At 71.3% G+C, this 18,184-nt stretch carries 19 protein-coding genes; 11 read left to right on the forward strand and 8 right to left on the reverse strand.

All coding sequences use genetic code 11. The features are described 5' to 3' along the window. Positions 1–9: 9 nt before the first annotated feature. The 5 genes from IE325_RS04425 (at position 10) to IE325_RS04445 (ending at position 5,190) form a co-directional block, all read left to right on the forward strand. Positions 10–2,322, forward strand: a complete 2,313-nt coding sequence (locus IE325_RS04425; protein ID WP_190068303.1) for a sensor histidine kinase — start codon at positions 10–12, stop codon at positions 2,320–2,322. 11 nt (positions 2,323–2,333) lie between these two features. Beyond that, on the forward strand, positions 2,334–2,753 hold the full coding sequence (locus tag IE325_RS04430; protein ID WP_147997842.1) for a roadblock/LC7 domain-containing protein: 420 nt from the start codon (positions 2,334–2,336) through the stop codon (positions 2,751–2,753). Beyond that, positions 2,734–3,114, forward strand: a complete 381-nt coding sequence (locus IE325_RS04435) for a DUF742 domain-containing protein (RefSeq protein WP_190068304.1) — start codon at positions 2,734–2,736, stop codon at positions 3,112–3,114. Before IE325_RS04430 ends, IE325_RS04435 begins: the two co-directional genes overlap by 20 nt. Continuing rightward, positions 3,101–3,688 carry a GTP-binding protein gene (locus tag IE325_RS04440; RefSeq protein WP_190068305.1) on the forward strand — a complete coding sequence of 196 codons (588 nt, stop codon included), beginning with the start codon at positions 3,101–3,103 and terminating at the stop codon, positions 3,686–3,688. Before IE325_RS04435 ends, IE325_RS04440 begins: the two co-directional genes overlap by 14 nt. Before the next feature lie 122 nt (positions 3,689–3,810). Beyond that, on the forward strand, positions 3,811–5,190 hold the full coding sequence (locus tag IE325_RS04445) for a glycoside hydrolase family 43 protein (protein ID WP_190068306.1): 1,380 nt from the start codon (positions 3,811–3,813) through the stop codon (positions 5,188–5,190). 58 nt (positions 5,191–5,248) lie between these two features. Here IE325_RS04445 and IE325_RS04450 read toward each other — a convergent pair whose 3' ends face one another. Beyond that, positions 5,249–6,205: an ABC transporter substrate-binding protein gene (locus IE325_RS04450; RefSeq protein WP_190068307.1), complete on the reverse strand. Its 957-nt coding sequence runs from the start codon at positions 6,203–6,205 to the stop codon at positions 5,249–5,251. Between the two features lie 258 nt (positions 6,206–6,463). Between IE325_RS04450 and IE325_RS04455 the strand changes: the two genes are divergently transcribed. From IE325_RS04455 to IE325_RS04470, 4 genes are read left to right on the forward strand one after another with little or no spacing between them, the layout of a single operon-like run. Beyond that, entirely contained in the window at positions 6,464–8,815 is a 2,352-nt protein-coding gene (locus IE325_RS04455) for a sensor histidine kinase (RefSeq protein ID WP_190068308.1), read from the forward strand. Beyond that, positions 8,812–9,288 (forward strand): roadblock/LC7 domain-containing protein, encoded by a 477-nt coding sequence (locus IE325_RS04460; protein ID WP_190068309.1) that lies wholly within the window; start codon positions 8,812–8,814, stop codon positions 9,286–9,288. Before IE325_RS04455 ends, IE325_RS04460 begins: the two co-directional genes overlap by 4 nt. A gap of 19 nt (positions 9,289–9,307) precedes the next feature. Next, entirely contained in the window at positions 9,308–9,721 is a 414-nt protein-coding gene (locus IE325_RS04465) for a DUF742 domain-containing protein (RefSeq protein WP_190068310.1), read from the forward strand. Between the two features lie 34 nt (positions 9,722–9,755). After that, on the forward strand, positions 9,756–10,283 hold the full coding sequence (locus IE325_RS04470) for a GTP-binding protein (protein ID WP_229911667.1): 528 nt from the start codon (positions 9,756–9,758) through the stop codon (positions 10,281–10,283). Between the two features lie 134 nt (positions 10,284–10,417). Here IE325_RS04470 and IE325_RS04475 read toward each other — a convergent pair whose 3' ends face one another. The 6 genes from IE325_RS04475 to IE325_RS04500 all read right to left on the reverse strand — a co-directional run bounded on the left by IE325_RS04475 (position 10,418) and on the right by IE325_RS04500 (position 15,150). Beyond that, complete coding sequence (locus IE325_RS04475; RefSeq protein ID WP_190068312.1) at positions 10,418–11,086, reverse strand: ABC transporter permease; 669 nt, start codon at positions 11,084–11,086, stop codon at positions 10,418–10,420. Beyond that, on the reverse strand, positions 11,083–11,802 hold the full coding sequence (locus IE325_RS04480; protein ID WP_190068313.1) for an ABC transporter permease: 720 nt from the start codon (positions 11,800–11,802) through the stop codon (positions 11,083–11,085). Before IE325_RS04480 ends, IE325_RS04475 begins: the two co-directional genes overlap by 4 nt. Continuing rightward, positions 11,799–12,959, reverse strand: coding sequence for an ABC transporter ATP-binding protein (locus IE325_RS04485; RefSeq protein ID WP_190068314.1), 1,161 nt, complete (start codon positions 12,957–12,959; stop codon positions 11,799–11,801). The genes IE325_RS04480 and IE325_RS04485 overlap by 4 nt, the downstream gene beginning before the upstream one ends. A 75-nt stretch (positions 12,960–13,034) precedes the next feature. Then, positions 13,035–13,895: a methyltransferase domain-containing protein gene (locus IE325_RS04490; protein ID WP_190068315.1), complete on the reverse strand. Its 861-nt coding sequence runs from the start codon at positions 13,893–13,895 to the stop codon at positions 13,035–13,037. Next, the gene (locus IE325_RS04495; protein ID WP_190068519.1) at positions 13,784–14,404 is read right to left on the reverse strand and encodes a TIGR04282 family arsenosugar biosynthesis glycosyltransferase; all 621 of its coding nucleotides are present in this window, start codon (positions 14,402–14,404) and stop codon (positions 13,784–13,786) included. The genes IE325_RS04490 and IE325_RS04495 overlap by 112 nt, the downstream gene beginning before the upstream one ends. 5 nt (positions 14,405–14,409) lie before the next feature. Continuing rightward, positions 14,410–15,150, reverse strand: coding sequence for a glycosyltransferase family 2 protein (locus IE325_RS04500; RefSeq protein WP_373315082.1), 741 nt, complete (start codon positions 15,148–15,150; stop codon positions 14,410–14,412). A gap of 112 nt (positions 15,151–15,262) precedes the next feature. Here IE325_RS04500 and IE325_RS04505 point away from each other — a divergent pair, with 112 nt between their 5' ends. Further along, complete coding sequence (locus tag IE325_RS04505; RefSeq protein WP_190068317.1) at positions 15,263–15,988, forward strand: response regulator; 726 nt, start codon at positions 15,263–15,265, stop codon at positions 15,986–15,988. Positions 15,989–15,990: 2 nt separating this feature from the next. Further along, entirely contained in the window at positions 15,991–17,103 is a 1,113-nt protein-coding gene (locus IE325_RS04510) for a sensor histidine kinase (RefSeq protein WP_190068318.1), read from the forward strand. 30 nt (positions 17,104–17,133) lie between these two features. On the opposite strand, the gene IE325_RS04515 is transcribed toward IE325_RS04510, so the two are convergent. Beyond that, positions 17,134–18,135: an NAD-dependent epimerase/dehydratase family protein gene (locus IE325_RS04515; protein WP_190068319.1), complete on the reverse strand. Its 1,002-nt coding sequence runs from the start codon at positions 18,133–18,135 to the stop codon at positions 17,134–17,136. Positions 18,136–18,184 lie beyond the last annotated feature (49 nt).

Raw genomic sequence — 18,184 nt, forward strand, 5'->3', positions numbered from 1 at the left:
AGGACGACAATGTCTCCACGGACAGGTCCCCGGCGCCGCCTCGGCTCCATCCGTCTCTCCCTGATCCTGCTGGCGCTGGTGCCCAGCGTCACGCTCGCCGCCGTCTGGAGCGTGACGACGATCCAGATGTTCTCGGAGGGCCTGGGGCTGCGGTCGCAGACCGGACTGAGCAAGTCGACCGGCGCCATGGGCACCGAGGCCACGCTCGCGCTCCAGCGGGAGCGCAGCCTCTCCGCCGTATGGCTCGCCACGCGTGCGGACGCCGCACGCGGCGCGCTGGACGCGCAGCGCGGCACCACCGACAAGGCGGTCGGCAAACTGCTCGCGCAGTCGGACGAGATCCAGCAGGCACCGGCCCGGATCAAGGACCGGCTGTACTCGGTCGTCGCGTCCGTGGGCAGCCTGGAGTACTACCGGGGCCAGGTGGACAACCCCACCGACATCCCCGCCGCACAGGCGCTCGGGCAGTACACGTCGATCATCGACGACCAGATCCACGCCTTCCAGGAGCTCTCCCAGGTCGACGACGGCGATCTCACCTCGCAGGCCGGTCCGCTCGTCTCGCTGGAGCACGCGGCGGAGCTGGTGTCGCGGGAGGACGCGCTGCTGACGCTGGCCTCGCCGTCGCGGAAGATGGACGCGAAGTCGTGGACCGAGTTCGCGGAGCTGGTGAACACCCGCCGCTGGCTCGTCGAGGACCAGATCCTCCCCTCGCTCACCGGGAGCGCCAAGGCGGAGACCGAGCGGATCCTGCTCAGCCCCGAGTGGCTGACCCTGGAGAGGGTCGAGGACCGGGTGCTCGCGGCGCGTGCCGAGGGGGACATCGCCGTACCGGACGCACAGAAGGAGTGGCGGACCGCGCTGGTCAAGGTCTCCGACGAATACGAGGGGCTGATCCGGCAGCAGACGACCGGGCTGCTGCAGCGCAGTGGTGACGAGGCGCGTGATCTGCTGATCAAGGCCGCGTCGCTGAGCGCGGGCGGGCTGCTCGCGCTGCTGCTGTGCGTCGGGATGTCGTGGCGGATCACCCGCTCGCTGTCCCGGCGGCTGCACGGTCTGCGGGAGGCCACCCTCGGCCTCGCCCAGGAGCGGCTGCCCGATGTGGTGGCCCGGCTGGAGCGGGGCGAGACGGTCGACGTGGAGCTGGCGACGCCGCCATTGGACTACGGCCGCGATGAACTCGGGCAGGTGGCCCAGGCGTTCAACACCGCGCAGCGCACCGCCGTGCACACCGCCGTCGAACTCGCCGACACCCGGCGCGGCTTCCAGAAGATCATCCTGGGCATCGCCCGGCAGAGCCAGAACCTGGTCAACCTCCAGCTCACCAAGCTGGACGCGCTGGAGCGCGCGCACCAGGACCCCGAGGTCCTCAAGGGCCTGTACGAACTGGACTCCACCGCCAGCCAGTTGCGCCGCTACGAGGAGAACCTCGTCATCATCAGCGGCGAGCGCCCCGGCCGTACCTGGAGCGAGCCGGTCGCGCTGATCGACATCCTGCGCAGCGCGGTCGGCGAGGTCGCCGAATACCGGCGAGTGGAGGTGCACACCGACGAGGAGGTGCATCTCGCGCCGCCCGCGGTGGCCGACGTCATCCATCTGCTGGCCGAGCTGATCGAGAACGCCACGTTGTACTCGCCCGCCCCGGCGCCGGTCGGGGTGCGGGCCGCGCTGGTGGCCAAGGGCCTCGCCGTGGAGGTCGAGGACCGCGGTCTCGGGATGTCCGAGGAGGACTACGCCTCGTTCAACGCCCAGTTGGCCGAGCCCCCGCAGTTCGATGTGGTGGCGCTCGCGGACGACCTCAGGCTCGGCATGTTCGTGATCGCCCAGCTCGCCGCCCGGCACGGCATCACGGTCACGCTGCGCTCCTCGCCGTACGGCGGCACGACGGCGATCGTGCTGATCCCGCACGACGTGGTGGTGCGGGACGTGCCCGTACGGGACCCTGACGAGGTGGAGCACGCGGGTGCCGCCGAACCGGAGGAGCCGGTACGGGAGTCCCGTCCCGTCACTGCGGCCCGTACCGCGACCGCCCCCGTGCCCGCCGCACGCCGGGACGGTCTCTCGCCGCTGCCGCGCCGGGTGCCGCAGACCAGCCTGGCCGCCGAGCTGCGCGAGGAGAGCGCTCCCGCCGAGGAGAACGGCCACGCCGAGGACTTCACCGACTTCACCGCCGAGCAGGCCGCCTCCTCCCTCGCCTGCTTCCAGCGCGGCACGCTCCAGGCCCGCGACGAGAGCGCCGACGACGAGCCCGACCCGGACCCCACTCCCGCCACCGCTCCCGCCGTCCCCACGTCCTCCACCCCGCCCGCCGACCGCTCATGAAGGACACCGCCATGACACGCCCCACCCCAGCCACGGACACCCAGCTCGACCAGTTGCTCACGGGACTCGTGGAGCGGGTCGCCGACGTCAACCATGCCGTCGTGCTCTCCGAGGACGGTCTGGTGGTGAGCAAGTCCACCGGGTTCCTGCGCGACGACGCCGAGCGGCTGGCGGCGACCGCCTCGGGTCTGATGAGTCTCAGCAAGGGCGTCAGCATGGACTTCAGAGGCGGGCCGGTGCGCCAGGCGCTGATCGAGATGGCCAACAGCTATCTGATCCTCACCTCCGCCGGGCCCGGCGCCCACCTGGTCGTCCTCACCAATCAGGGCGCGGACGTCGGCGTGGTGGCGTACCAGATGAACATGCTGGTGAAGAAGATCGGCGAGCACCTGTCGGCGGCACCGCGGGCCCATGTCGGCCCTGGCGCGTGAGGTGGGCGGAGACGATACGGCGGGCAGGCTGGTACGTCCCTTCACTCTGACCGGCGGCCGGACCAAGCCCAGCCGTACCGACTTCACGCTGATCACGACGGTGACGGCGGTGGATCCGCCGCCGGAGCGGGCGCCCCGTCCGCAGCCCGAGCAGACACGGATCCTGCGGCGCTGCGCCCGGCCGATCGCGGTGGCGGAGCTGGCGGCCCATCTCGATCTGCCGGTCAGCGTCGTCGCCATCATGCTCTGCGATCTGCTGGAGGCGGGCCTGATCACCGTCCACCCGCCGCACCCCGTCACCCCCCGCACCCCGGACCTGGACCTGTTGCAGAAAGTGAGGGACGGCCTTGGCCGGCTCTGACATCACCGTGGAGGCGGTCGCGCCGCCCGACACGGTCAAGATCCTCATAGCCGGCGGCTTCGGCGTCGGCAAGACCACCATGGTCGGATCGGTCAGCGAGATCGCCCCGCTGCGCACCGAGGAGCCCCTGACCGCCGCGGGTCTGGGCATCGACGACCTCGACGGCATCGAGCAGAAGCGCGCCACGACCGTGGCGTTGGACTTCGGCCGGATCACCATCAGCCGGGAGCTGGTGCTGTATCTGTTCGGTACGCCCGGACAACAGCGGTTCTGGTTCATGTGGAACGACCTGGCGATCGGCGCGCTCGGTGCCGTCGTCCTGGTGGACGTCCGCCGCCCGGAGTCCAGTTTCGCGGCGATCGACTTCTTCGAGCGCCGGGAGATCCCGTTCGTCGTCGGCGTCAACGGCTTCTTCGGCGAACACCCCTACCCCGCCGAGGAGATACGGGACTCGCTCGCCCTGCCCGAGGGCGTACAGGTGCTGTTGTGCGACGCGCGGGAGCGCGAGTCGTGCAAGGACGTGCTGATCGCCCTGATCGACCAGCTGATCGCGCAGGCCCGTAAGGCGGGTTGAGTGGCGGGAATCCGCCAAGCGTGACCATGTGATTGACGCGCCACCCGCACTCTCCTACTTTCTGGTCGATTAATCGAACTACGTTCGAGATATCGACCACCCCCCTCCCTCAGGAGAGCCGCATGACCAACCCCTCCCGCAGATCCTTCCTCGGCATGGCCGCCACCGTCCCGCTCGCCACGACCGGTGCCCTCGCCCTCGGCGCGGGCACCGCGCACGCCGCCGACTCGGCCTACGCGATGGTCTACTTCACCGAGTCCAACACCATGCTGGAGGCGAACTACAACCTCCACCTCGCCGTCAGCACCGACGGCCTGCGCTGGACGCCCCTCAACCAGAACGCCCCCGTCGCCACCCCCACCCTCGGCGCCCGCGGCCTGCGCGACCCGTTCCTGCTGCGCAAGCAGGACGGCACGTTCGTCGTCCTCGCGACCGACCTGAGCGGCACGGACTGGACCCGCACCAGCGTCAACATCCACGTCTGGGACTCCACGGACCTGCGCACCTTCACCGGCTACCGGCTGCTGAAGCTGCACGACATGACGGGCACGCACAGCTGGGCGCCGGAGGCCTTCTGGGACGCCTCACGCCGTCAGTACGGCATCCTCTACTCGTCGGTGAACAGCAGCGGCCACAACGTCATCATGGTCAGCTACACCACCGACTTCCGTACGACGACCAGCCCCCAGGTCTTCTTCGACCCCGGCTACGACGTCATCGACGGCAACCTCACCGTAGGCGTGAACGGCGTCAACTACCTCTACTTCAAGCGGAACGGCACCCTGGTCGGCGCCCGCTCGACCAGCCTGAACCCGGGCAGCTTCACCCCGTTCAGCACGGCCGTGAACCACGGCGGCACCGAGGCGCCGACGGTGGTCAAGTCCCTGACCGGCAACAACTATTACCTCTGGGGCGACACCTACACCCCCAACGGCGTCTTCTACGTCTGGCAGACGACCGACCTGGCCTCCGGCACCTGGACGGCCCTGGACCAGAAGCTCTACACCCAGCCGCTCAACTCCAAGCACTGCGGCATCCACCCGATCACCTCGGCCGAGTACAACAACCTGATCGCCAAGTGGGGCGCCCCCGCCTGGAACCGGCTCAAGTCGTACAACTACCCGGCCCGCTACGTGCGGCACAGCGGGTTCGCCGGTCGGATCGACGAGTACCCATTCGACCCGTTCCCCGACTCGCAGTGGAAGCTGGTGCCGGGGCTCGCCGACTCCTCCGGCGTCTCGCTGCAGTCGGTCAACTACCCGACCCGCTATCTGCGCCACTACAACTACGCCCTGCGCCTGGACGAGAACGACGGCACGTCGACGTTCGCCGGGGACGCCACCTTCTACCGTACGGCCGGGCTCGCGGACGCCTCCTGGGCGTCGTTCCGCTCGTACAACAACCCGACGCGCTACATACGGCACTCCGACTACGCCCTGCGCATCGACCCCGTCTCGACGGCCACCGAGCGCCAGGACGCCACCTTCCAGGTCGGTTACTGAGCAGCACGGCGGGGTTGTGACGGGCGTCCCGTCACAACCCCGCGCGAGGTGCGTGCCGTCAGTCCAGGCCGGCCGACTTCAGCCAGGCCTTGGCCACGTCGAGCGGGTCCTTGTTCTCCAGCTGGACCTGGGAGTCCAGGTCGAGGAGCGTCTTGGTGTCCAGCTTGGCCGAGACCGCGTTGAGCGCGTCGACGCCCTTCTGGTCCAGGCCGCTCTTGTAGACCAGAGGGGTCACATTGGCGAAGCCGAAGAGGTTCTTCGGGTCCTTCAGGACGACGAAGCCCTCCTTGGTGATGGTCGGGTCGGTGGTGAAGATGTCCGCGGCCTGCACGGTGTTCTTCGTCAGCGCCGCCTGGGTCAGCGGACCGCCCGCGTCCAGCGCCTTGAACGACTTGAACTCCAGGCCGTACTCGGACTCCAGGCCCTTCAGGCCCTGGTGCCGGGTCTGGAACTCGGGCGAGCCGCCGATCACCAGGTCGGGGGCTGCGTCCTTGATGTCGTCGAGGCCGGAGTCGGCGGTGAGCTTGTACTTCTTCGCCGTCTCCGCGTTGATGCTCACGGAGTCCTTGTTCTCGGCCGGCGAGGACTCCAGCAGGGTCAGCTTGGCGTCCAGCTTGCCCTTCACGGCCTCGTTCACGGCGTCGGCCGACTTCTGCTCCGCCTTGGAGTCGAGGTAGGCGAGCAGCGAGCCGTTGTACTCCGGCAGCACGGTGATGGAGCCGTTCTTGAGCAGACCGTAGGTCGTCTCACGGCTGCCGATGTTCGGCTTGTAGGTGACCTTGACGCCCTTGGCCTTGAGGGCCTCGCCGTAGATGTCGGCGAGCAGGATGGACTCGGCGAAGTTGTTGGAGCCGACGACCACGGTGTCGCCGCTCGCCCCGTCCCCGGCCAGCGGGTCGGACTTGTCGTCGGAGGAGGAACATCCCGCCAGCAGCGCCGCCGTGGCGGCGAGCGCGACAGCGGCCGCGCCGGGATGGTTCCTGAGGGACCTGCTGCGTGAAGCGGTGGAAGTCACGGTTCCCGTTCCGGATTCAGGGGTTTGGGAGAGCTGGAGAGCTGGGAGAGCCCTTTCACTGATCCAATCCAGCCCGTTCTCGGTCAGTCAAGACCACTCAGGTCACCGATTGGCCTCAAAAAATGGACGGTTGGGGTGCAGACGTGCCGTAACGCATTCTTGACGTACAGTTCCGGTCACGGCGTTCAACGGGCGGTACTGTCCCCCGGACAGAACACATCCGTATTCGGACAACAGCGGTCACGTGGAGGCGACTCGGTGTCCACGAACAAGGGGGGCGCGCCCCGCCCGCGTCGCCTGCGCGGCTTCGCCGACCGCTGGCCCTTCCGGCGCAAGCTCAACCTCCTGGTCCGGGTGCCGCTGGCCGTGGTCGCGGTCCTGCTCGCCTATCTCATCGCCGACCAGACCACGCAGTCGCGCAACGCGGCCGACGCCGCGCAGTTGGTCCGGGAGAGCGCCGAGGTCGCCACCCTCGTCGACCGGCTGGCCGCCGAGCACCAGCAGGCGATCCTGCTGTCCGTACGGCACGAGGCCACCGTGGGCGGCGAGCCCTCGTCGGCCGCCTACCGCACCGCACAGTCCATGGTGAACGTCCAGGTCCAGCGGGTGCGGGACGCCTTCGAGGACCGGCTGCCGGAGACCGAGGCGCAGGCCCTCAAGGGCATCGAGGGCCTGAGCAGCCTGCGGGACACCGTCGAGCAGGGCTATCTGCCGGCCAGCAACATCGACCCCGCCTACACCCACGCCGCGCAGGGCCTGATCGACGGCCTGGCCCTGGACCGCAACCCCGACCTGGCGACCACCTTCACCGGCAGCCTCCTCGACTCGCTGCTGCGCGCGGGCGCCGCCCACAGCTCCTTCGAGACCGGCGTCTTCTCCGCGTCGACCGGTGACTCCAACGCGCTCATCGAGTTCATCGGCGCGATCGGCTCCTACGAGGAGTACACGCACCAGTCCGAACGCTTCGCCCGGTTCGCGACCGAGGCGCAGGCCGCCCAGCTCTCCGGCATCAAGTACACCGCGGCGCAGAGTGTCATCAGCCGCCAGTACGCCGACCTCCAGATCGACCCCGGCTCGGTCCAGGCCGACTCGCCGGCCGAGATCCGCACCTCGCTCGCGACGGCCCTCGACTCCTACGGCGCCTACCGCGACCAGGCCAGGACCCGGCTGGCGATCACCACTTCGCTCATCCACCAGATCGCCGACCAGGCGGACAGCGCCTCCGACACGGCGGCATGGCGCGCGGCCCTCCTGCTGGGGCTCGCGCTGCTCGGCTTCGCCGTCTGGCTGGTCCTCGCCATGCTGGTGCACCGCTCGGTGGTACGTCCCGTGCAGGCCCTCACTGGTGCCGCGCGACAGGTCGCCGATGTCGCCGAGCGGGAGCTGGCACGGGTCGCCGACGACGACGCCGAGGACGACGGTCCGCCGCGGCTGCGTGAGATGCCGGTGACGGCGCGCGACGAGATCGGCGAACTCGCCGAGGCGTTCAACCAGGTGCAGACGACCGCGGCGGCCCTGCTGGAACGGCAGGTGCTGAGCCGGCGCAACGTGGCGGAGATGTTCGGCAACGTGGGCCGAAGGGTCAGCAACCTGACGACGCGCCAGCTGAGCCTGATCGACGCGGTGGAGCGCGGCGAGACCGACCCCGCCCTCCTGGAACGCCTCTACTCCATCGACCACATCGCGGTCCGGCTGCGCCGCAACGCCGACAGCCTGATGCTGCTCGCCGGCATCCACGAGACCAACCTCGACGCCGGGCCCACCTCCCTCACCAACGTCGTACGCGCCGCGCTCGGCCAGATCGAGGGCTACCGGCGTGTGGAGCTGCGCGCGCGGACCGAGGCGATGGTGGAGCCGGAGGTCATCGCCGACCTGACCCTGATGGTGGCCGAACTCCTCGAGAACGCGGTGTCGTTCTCGCCGGACGGCACCCCGGTGGAGGTCGCGGTGTCCGCCTCGGACGACGACGCGGTGATCGTCGTCTCCGACCACGGCCTGGGCATGAGCCCCGAACGCCTCGACGAGGAGAACGCCCGCCTCATCCGCCGCGAACGACTCGACGTCGTACCGACGAAGGTGCTGGGCCTGTTCGTGGTCGGCACGCTGGCGCGCCGCTGGGAGATCACGGTGGCGCTGTCGCGGACGCCGGGTGGTGGGGTGACGGCGGAGGTGACGGTGCCGTCGGCGCTGCTGCTGACGGGGAGCACGACGGGGTCCATGGCAACGGCGGCCCTGGCGGCGGTGGCGGAGCGGGGTGCGGTGACCGGCCCGGTGCCGTCGCGCGCCGTGGAGGGGGATGCCGTACGGCAGCTTCCCCGGCGGGTCTCGCAACACGCGTCCGCGTCCGTGCCGGACGGGGAGCCGTCGGCCCCCAGCGGCCGCCCCCTGCGGCGTCGCGTCCGCGGTGCGACCCTGCGTACGGATGCTTCCGAGCGGCAGGATTCCTCGCGGCGGAGCCCGCGGACTCAGGACGCGGAGGCGGTGCGGGCCGCGCTGGACGAGTTCGAGGCGGCCGTGGAGCAAGCACACCAAGACACCCGAAGCGGCGACGACCAGGACCGGTCCGCCGTACCGTCCCCAACCCCCCACTCGGAAGGAGCGCAGCAGTGAGTACGTCGACAGGTGACACCCCGGCGGACAGCGCGACGCCGGCCGAACTGAAGGCCGCCGCAGCCGACTTCACCTGGCTGCTGAACCGCTTCGCGAAGGAGACGGCCGGCGTCGTGGACGCCATCGCCGTCTCGTCCGACGGTCTGCTCATCGCCGTGTCCGAGCTGCGTGAGCCGGCCGACTCCGAGCGGCTCGCCGCGATCGTCTCCGGCATCACGAGCCTCGCCGCCGGGGCCTCCGGCAACTACGGCCTCGGCGGACTGAACAAGGTCATCATCGACTTGGAGGGCGGCCATGTCCTGGTCTCCGCGATCGGCAGCGGCGCCGTGCTCGGCGTGGTCACCGACAAGGAGGCCAAGCTGGGCAACATCGCCTACGAGATGACCGTGTTCGCCAATCGCGCCGGTGCCGCTCTCAGCCCGCAGCTCGTGCTGGAGCTGAAGAACAGCGTCGGCGCGGCGTCGGGTCGCTGACCCGGGAACGGACGACGCCATGGCGGACGGCACCCCAGCACCGGACCCGGCCGGCTTCGCCTCCGCCGTGCGGCCGTTCCTGCTCACGGCCGGCCGGGTGGCGGACGACGGCGCCGACGGCCATTGGCTGCCGGTGGAGACCCAGGTGGTGGCCACGCCCGAGGGACTCGACGCGCTGGACCGGCTGACCTTCGAGCAGCACGACATCGTCGCCGTGTGCCGGCTGCCGCAGTCCCTCGCGGAGATCGCGGCCCGGCTGCGGCTGCATCTGAACGTGGTGCGGGTCCTCGCCGAGGACCTGCGCGCGGCGGGGCAGCTGACGGTGCATGTGCCCGACTCCGGCGTCGTCCAAGACGCATCCGTCCTGCGCAGGGTCATCGACGGCCTGCGCGCCATCCCCGACGCACGAGGGGTACCGAGTGACAGCGACTGAACCGGCCACCGTACGACCGCCGTTGCCGGTCAAGATGGTGATCTCGGGCGGCTTCGGCGTGGGCAAGACCACCGCCGTCGGCTCGATATCCGAGATCGAGCCGCTGACCACCGAGGCCGCCATCACGGAGGTCGCGGCGGGCGTGGACGACCTCACGCACACCCCGCGCAAGACCACGACGACCGTGGCCATGGACTTCGGCTGCCTCACCATCGACCCGACGCTGAAGCTGTATCTGTTCGGCACGCCCGGCCAGGAGCGGTTCGGGTTCATGTGGGACGACATAGTCGAGGGCGCGGTCGGCGGGCTGGTCATCGTCGACACCCGCCGCCTGGACGACTGCTACGCCGCCGTCGACTACTTCGAGCACAAGGGCATCCCCTTCGCGGTGGCCGCCAACGCCTTCGACGGCCACGTCGAGCACACCCTGGAGGAGATCCGCTGGGCACTCGATGTCACCGAGGGCGTCCCGGTCGTGGTCTTCGACGCCCGCGAGCGCGGCTCGGTACGGGACGCGCTGCTGGTCGTACTGGAACTGGCGCTGGCCCGCACGAGCGCCTGACGGCGGTGCAGGGGGCGAGTCCTCGGCCGCGGCGCCGTCGTGGCTGGTCGCGCCCACGCGGCGGAGCCGCATATAGACACAGTCCCGCGCCCCTGGGGGCGTTGCCCGGCCGCAGCTGGATCCCTCTGGCCCGCTCAGGCCCGCCTTCGCACCCCCGGCGACACCGCGAACCGTCCCGCCGCCCAGAAGATCGCCAGGGTCACCAGGGCCAGCCCGGCGACCAGCGTCGCGCCGCCCACCACCTTCTCGTAGTTGCGCTGGTAGAGCCCATCCACGATGTACCGACCCAGCCCGCCCAGGGCGACGTACGCGGCGATGGTGGCCGTCGAGACGATCTGGATGGCCGCGGAGCGCAGGCCGCTGAGGATCAGGGGGAGCGCCGCCGGGACCTCCACCTGGAAGAGGACTCCGAACTCGCCCATGCCCATGCCACGGGCGGCGTCCACCGGTGAGGGGTCGACGGACTGCATCGCCTCGTAGGTGGTGACGAGGATCGGCGGGACGGCCAGGATCACCAGGGGCGTCATGACGTTGACCATGCCGAAGCCCACCAGCAGGGTCATCAGCACCAGCAGGCCGAAGGTCGGCAGGGCCCGGCCGGCGACGGCGATGAAGGCGAGGGCGTTGCCGCCGCGCCCGTAGTGGCCGGTGACCAGGCCGACCGGCAGCGCGATCAGGGCGGCGATGCCGAGTGCCTGGACGGTGTACTGGATGTGCTCGCCCACGCGCGTGGGGATGCCGTCGTAGCCCTGCCAGTGGGCGCCGTTGCTGAAGAAGTCGCTGATGAAGTGGAAGAGGTTCACCGGACTGCGTCCTCCAGGGCTGCGGCGGCCGGATCCGGCCGGTCGGCCTTCCGCGTCGTGCGACGGCTCGTCCGGCGTGGCATCCAGGGCGTCAGCAGTAGGCGTACGGCGACGAGGGCGCCGTCGGCGAGGATCGCCAGGACGGCCATGGTGAGCACGGCGTTCAGGGCGAGCTCGGGCCGGTTGTAGATGTTCGCGTCGTTGATCATGTTGCCGAGGGCGCCCTGGTTGCCGATGAGGGCGCCGACGCTGACGAGGCTGATGCTGGAGACGGTCGCCACCCGCAGTCCGGCGATGATCGCGGGCACGGCGATCGGCAACTGCACCTGGACGTAGCGGCGTACCGGTCCGAAGCCCATGGCCTTGGCGGCGGCGAGGGTCTCCTGCGGCACCGTGCGCACCCCGTCGACGATCGCCGGGACCAGGACGACGAGGCTGTACACGGTGAGCGGGATCATCACCGTGAGCTCGGTCTGGCCGGTGTAGTCGATGAGCAGGACGAAGAAGGCCAGCGAGGGGACGGCGTACAGCACGGTCGTCACCCACAGCACCGGCGGGTACAGCCAGCGGAACCGCACACACAGCTGGGCCAGCGGCAGCGAGATCACCAGTCCGGCCAGCACCGGCAGCAGGGCCTCGCGCAGATGCAGCCCGATCAGTCCGAACCAGCTGTGCTGGAGGTCGCTGGGGATGTCGAAGAAGCGGTCCCAGTTCATCCGGCGACCTTCATGTCCGCGGGGCCTTCAGGTCGCCCGTCGTCCTCACGGCCCTCGGCGTGTGCGCCGCGGATGGCCTCGGCGATGGTCTGCTGGGAGACGACCCCGGTGACCCGGCCGCCGTCCGCGTCCACCGCCACGGCCCAGCCGGTCGGCGAGAGCACGGCGCAGTCCAGCGCGGCGCGCAGTGAGTCGGTGCCGGGGACGAAGGGCCGCCCGCACGGCAGGAGTTCCTCCGCCTTGATGTCCCCGGCGGTCAGGTCCTGCGGCTCGCTCCAGCCGAGGGGCTTTCCGTCGGGATCCGTGACGAGGAGGTAGGGGGCGTCGGTCGTGTCGTGGGCGGCGATCTGCTCGGCGGTGGCGTCGATCGGCACGACCGGCGCGGTCAGCAGCTCCAGTCCGGCCGCGGGGAAGAACGACAGCCGCCGGATGCCGCGGTCGGCGCCGAGGAAGTCCTCCACGAACGCGTCGGCGGGGTGGGAGAGCAGTTCGGCGGGCGGGGCGAACTGGGCGAGGTGGCCGCCGGTGCGCATCACCGCGACCATCGTGCCGAGCTTGACGGCCTCGTCGATGTCATGGGTGACGAAGACGATGGTCTTGCCCAACTCCTCCTGGATGCGCAGGAGTTCGTCCTGCAGCCCCTTGCGTACCACGGGGTCGACGGCCGAGAACGGCTCGTCCATCAGCAGCACCGGCGGATCCGCCGCGAGCGCCCGCGCCACGCCGACGCGCTGCTGCTGGCCGCCGGAGAGCTGGTACGGGTACCGCTTGGCGAGGGCCCCGTCGAGGCCGACCCGCTCCATCAGCTCCCTCGCCCGGGCCCGCGACTTCTCCTTGCCCCAGCCCAGCATGCGGGGCACGGTGGCGATGTTGTCGAGGATCGTGCGGTGCTGGAAGAGACCGGCGTTCTGGATGACGTATCCCATGGACCGGCGCAGGGTGTTGACCGGCTGCTGCTGGATGTCCACACCGTCGAGGAGGATCGTTCCCTCGCTGGGTTCGACCATCCGGTTGATCATCCGCAGCGTGGTCGTCTTCCCACAGCCCGACGGCCCCACCAGAACGGTGATCGAACGGTCGGGTATCTCCAACGAGAGCCGGTCGACCGCCACCGTGCCGTCCGGGTAGCGCTTGGTGACTGAATCTATCCGTATCAAAACGCCGAATACCCTTCGGGTCTGGCAGAATTCGCCCGCTTTCGACCACGGGCTCCGGGCCGTTGACGCCCGAGTCTAGACGGACTGTGTTGCGGGGCTCCTTCCGGTGTGTGACGCGTCCGACGGCGACTGGAGGCGCAGCGCGGTGAAGGAACGTCCGCCGGCCGTCCACTGCTCGACGGCACACCAGCCGGCGCGTTCGGCGTACCGGAGCAGGGCGGGGGTGCCGAGGCGGGCCCACGGGAAGGTGACGCCGGTGGCGCCGCGGGCATCGGTGACATGAACCCGGACCCGTTCGTCGAGGTCCAGCTCCGGCACGGTCTCGACGACCAACAGGCCACCGGGAGCGAGGAGTTGAGCCATCCGGTCGAGCAGGGCGGCCACATCACCACCGATGCCGACATTGCCGTCGATCAGCAGCACGGTGCCCCAACGGCCCTCGCCGGGCAGCCGTTCGAACACGGAGCGCCGCAGCGCCGGTCCCCCGAGCCGCCGCGTACGGTCCACGGCCACCGCGCTCACATCGACGCCGAGCACCCGCCGCCCCTGCCGCCCCAGCGCCGCCACCAGCCGCCCCGGCCCACAGCCGACATCGAGCACCGCCCCCTCGCACCGCCGCAGCACCTCCAGATCCACCCCGTCGGCCTCCGCACACCACCGCTCCACGTCCAACGGCAACAGCCAGCCATCGGCCCGCCGCAGGAACAGAGGGCCCTGGCCGGTGCGGAGGGCGTGGGAGTAGGGGTCGGCGGACCAGGTGCGATCGCCCTCGGCCGGCCCCGCCTGACGCCCGATCCGCGCCACCGTCCCCTCCCGCAGCCCGCTCACCGCTGAGCCGTCCCGGCGAAACGCGCCAGCACCTTCGCGAAGCGCCCGTCCGGGGCCAAAGCCGCGACCACGTCGGCGTCGTGGGCCGTGTCGACGTCCCGCAGGCATGGCAGGTCCCGGACGCGGAGGTCGGTGAGGCGGGCGCGCTGGGCGGTGCCCGTGTGCGGGGTCGACATGGGGACGCCCCGCAGTCGCGCCGGGTCGGGTTCGGTCAGGCCGAGTGCCCAGAAGCCTCCGTCCTCGGCCGGGCCGAAGTACGCGTCGCACCCGGCCCAGTCCACCGTGAGCAGCTCCGGTGTGACCTGCGGGGTGTCCATCCCGATGAGCAGGGTCGGGCCGTCGCAGTGCGCGAACGCGTCGGCGAGCCGTTCGTCGAGGCCGCCCGCGCACTGCGGTACGACGTCGAAGCCGGCCGGGAGCCAAGGGCCGGGGGTCCCCTCCAGCGCAAGTACACGGCGCCGCGCCGGGGTCCGCGCGACGGCGTCCAGCGTGTCCGCGAGGGACGCCTCGGCGAGCGCGGCGGCCTCCTCGGGAGTGAAGGGCGGGGTCAGTCTGGTCTTCACCCGGCCCGGTCGGGGCTCCTTGGCGATGACGAGGAGCGTGGTCGGTGAGGTCATCGAGGTCACGGGCGGGGCTCCTTCCGCCCGGCGACTGCGGGCTCGGTGTCGGCGCCGTCCGCCGCCAGCACCCGGCTCATGTCCCGTACCGCCTGCCAGGTCCCCCGCCAGGTGCCCGTCACCTTCGACGCGCCGGTGCGCGGGAGGTACGGCACATCGTGCTCGGCGATCCGCCAGCCCGCGTCGGCGGCGCGGACGACCATCTGGAGCGGGTAGCCGCTGCGTCGGTCCGTCAGGCCGAGGGCCAGCAGGGGTGCGCGGCGGGCGGCGCGCAGCGGGCCCAGGTCGTGCAGGCGCAGGCCGGTGCGGTGGCGGAGGAGGCGGGTGACGGCGAGGTTGCCGGCGCGGGCGTGCAGCGGCCATGCGGCGCGGGTGCCGGGCCGGCGTCGGCCGAGGACCAGGTCGGCCTCGCCCGCGGCGATACGCCGCACGAAGGGCACCAGGTCACCCGGGTCGAGCGTGGCGTCGCAGTCGCAGAAGCAGACGATGTCGGCCGTCGCGGCGGTCAGCCCCGTATGGCAGGCGGCGCCGAAGCCGCGCCGCTCCTCATGGACGACGGTCGCCCCCAGCGCCCGGGCGACATCGGCCGAGCCGTCCGTGGAGCCGTTGTCGACCACGAGTGCCCGCCAGCCGGGCGGGACGCGCTCAAGCACCCAGGGCAGTGCCTCGGCCTCGTCGAGACAGGGGAGCACGACGTCGACGGACGCCGTGAGCGGTGCGTTCGTACCTGTGGATGGGGTCGTCACGGTTCTCACCCTACGAGCGAGAAACAGACATATCGGACCGCCGCTCCTTACGAAACAAGGACGTCGTCGCCCGGCGGCCGCACCCGCGCGCGCGAGGTGCGAGGCTGGCGTCATGGAGCAGCAACAGTCGTATCCGCAGGCCGGCGCCCGGGTTCTCGTCGTCGACGACGACCCCACGGTCGCCGAGGTCGTCTCCGGCTATCTGGACCGCGCCGGGTACGTCGTCGATCGTGCCGGGGACGGCCCCGAGGCCCTCGCGCGGGCCGCCGCGCACCGGCCCGACCTCGTCGTGCTCGACCTGATGCTGCCCGGCATGGACGGCCTGGAGGTGTGCCGCCGGATCCGCGGTGACGCGCCCGTGCCGGTCATCATGCTCACCGCGCGCGGCGACGAGGACGACCGCATCCTCGGCCTGGAGGTCGGCGCCGACGACTACGTCACCAAGCCCTTCAGTCCGCGCGAACTCGTGCTGCGCGTCCAGTCGGTGCTGCGCCGCTCCCGCCCCGGCCAGCCGTCGGGCGCCCTCCGCGCGGCCGGGCTCTCGGTCGATCCGGCGGCCCGCCGCGCCCTCAAGGGGGACACCGAACTCGCCCTCACCATCCGGGAGTTCGACCTCCTCACCTTCCTCCTGCGCCACCCGGGCCGGGTCTTCAGCCGTGAGGACCTGATGCGCGAGGTGTGGGGCTGGGACTTCGGTGATCTGTCGACCGTGACCGTCCATGTGCGGCGGCTGCGCGGCAAGGTGGAGGACGATCCGGCCAGGCCGCGGCTGATCCAGACCGTGTGGGGCGTCGGCTACCGCTTCGACGCGGCCGGCGCCGCGACCGCGGAGGTGTGACCGTGCGAGACACCCTCCTCATCGCCCTGTTCGCCTTCCTCGGCGCCGCCGCGGCCGGTGCGCTCGGCGCGTGCGTGCTCCTGCTGATCCGGCGCCGCTCGCTGATCACCCACCTCGCCGTGGTCGCGGGCGTCGGTGTCACCGCGATGCTCGCGGGCACCCTCGCGGTCGCCGAGGCGATGTTCCTGTCCGGGCACGATCTGAGCGTCGTCACGACCGTCGTCGCGATGGCCGCCGTGGTCTCCCTGGCCACCGCCCTGCTGCTGGGCCGCTGGGTCGTCGCCCGCAGCCGCGCCCTCGCGCTGGCCGCCCGCACCTTCGGCGACGACGGCGGCTTCACCTCGCCCGATGGTCCGGCCATCGCGGAACTCGCCGCGCTGAGCCGCGAGTTGGAGGCGACGAGCGCGAAACTCGCCGAGTCCCGTGAGCGGGAACGCGCCCTGGAGACCTCCCGGCGCGAGCTCGTCGCCTGGATCTCGCACGATCTGCGCACCCCGCTGGCCGGGCTGCGCGCGATGGCGGAGGCCCTGGAGGACGGAGTGGCCGCCGAACCCGACCGCTATCTCAGGCAGATCCGGATGGAGGTCGAGCGCCTCAACGGCATGGTCGGCGACCTGTTCGAGCTCTCCCGCATACACGCCGGCACCCTCCGGCTCTCGCTCGCCCGGATGTCCCTGTACGACCTCGTCGGCGACGCCCTGTCGGGCGCGGACGCGCTGGCCCGTGAGCACGGCGTCCGGCTGGTCGGGGCGCGGGTCGAGGGCGTGCCGGTGGAGGTGGACGGCAAGGAGATGAGCCGCGTGCTGGGCAATCTGCTGGTCAACGCCATCCGGCGTACGCCTGCCGACGGCACGGTCGCCATCGCCGCCGAGCGTTCGCCGGAGGGCGTGGTGCTGTCCGTGACGGACGGCTGCGGCGGCATCCCGGAGGAGGATCTGCCGCGTGTCTTCGACACGGGGTGGCGCGGTACGCATGCCCGTACGCCCCCGGCGGGCGCCGGGCTGGGGCTGGCCATCGTGCGGGGCATCGTGGAGGCGCACGAGGGACGGGCCACGGTGCGCAACGTCCCCGGCGGCTGTCGCTTCGAGGTGGTGCTGCCCGCCGCCGCTTCCTGATTGACGGGCAGCACCACCGGTCCGGGAAGGCTACGCCGTACGCATCCCGGCTTCGGCGAACTCCCGCATTCCCGCCTCGAAGCCCACCTCCGCCTTCCAGCCCAGCTCCGTGCGCAGCCGCGCCGAGTCCGCCGTGATGTGCCGTACGTCGCCGAGTCGGTACTGCCCCGTCACGACCGGTTCGGGCCCGCCGTACGCCGCCGCGAGCGCGTGGGCCATCTCGCCGACGGTGTGCGGGTCGCCGCTGCCGGTGTTGTACGCGGTGAGCGCGCCGGCCGCCGGACTCGCCTCCAGCGCCGCCACATTGGCGGCGGCGACATCCCGTACGTGGACGAAGTCCCGCCGCTGGCGCCCGTCCTCGAAGACCCGCGGCGCCTCACCGCGGGCGAGGGCGGAGCGGAAGAAGGAGGCGACCCCGGCGTAGGGGGTGTCGCGGGGCATGCCGGGGCCGTACACGTTGTGGTAGCGCAGCGACACCGCGGTGCCGCCCGTCGCCCGCGCCCACGCCGCCGCGAGGTGTTCCTGGGCGAGCTTGGTCGTCGCGTACACATTGCGCGGGTCGGCCGGGGCGTCCTCCGTGACCAGTCCCGGCGCGAGATCGGCGCCGCACACCGGGCAGGGCGGCTCGAACCGGCCCGCCTCCAGATCGGCGACGGCGCGCGGGCCGGGCCGTACGACGCCGTGCCGCTCGCACTCGTAGCGGCCCTCGCCGTAGACCACCATCGACCCGGCCAGCACCAGCCGCCGTACGCCCGCGTCGGCCATGGCGGTGAGCAGCACGGCCGTACCGAGGTCGTTGCGGGAGACGTACTCCGCGGCGTCGGTGAATCCGGTGCCGAGCCCGACCATCGCGGCCTGGTGGCACACGGCGTCGACGCCGGTCAGGGCACGGCGGACGGCTTCGGGGTCCCGTACGTCCGAGCCGGGGTCGGTACGGATGTCGTACACCACGGGTTCGTGCCCGTGGGCGGTGAGCGCCTCGACGACGTGGGATCCGATGAAACCGGCACCGCCGGTGACCAGTACGCGCATGCGCTCACGCTAGGGCCGCGAGGGGGTGTTCCGGCTGCTCACGGCCCGG

This window comes from Streptomyces lanatus, assembly GCF_014655715.1.
GTDB classification, from domain to species: Bacteria; Actinomycetota; Actinomycetes; order Streptomycetales; family Streptomycetaceae; genus Streptomyces; species Streptomyces lanatus.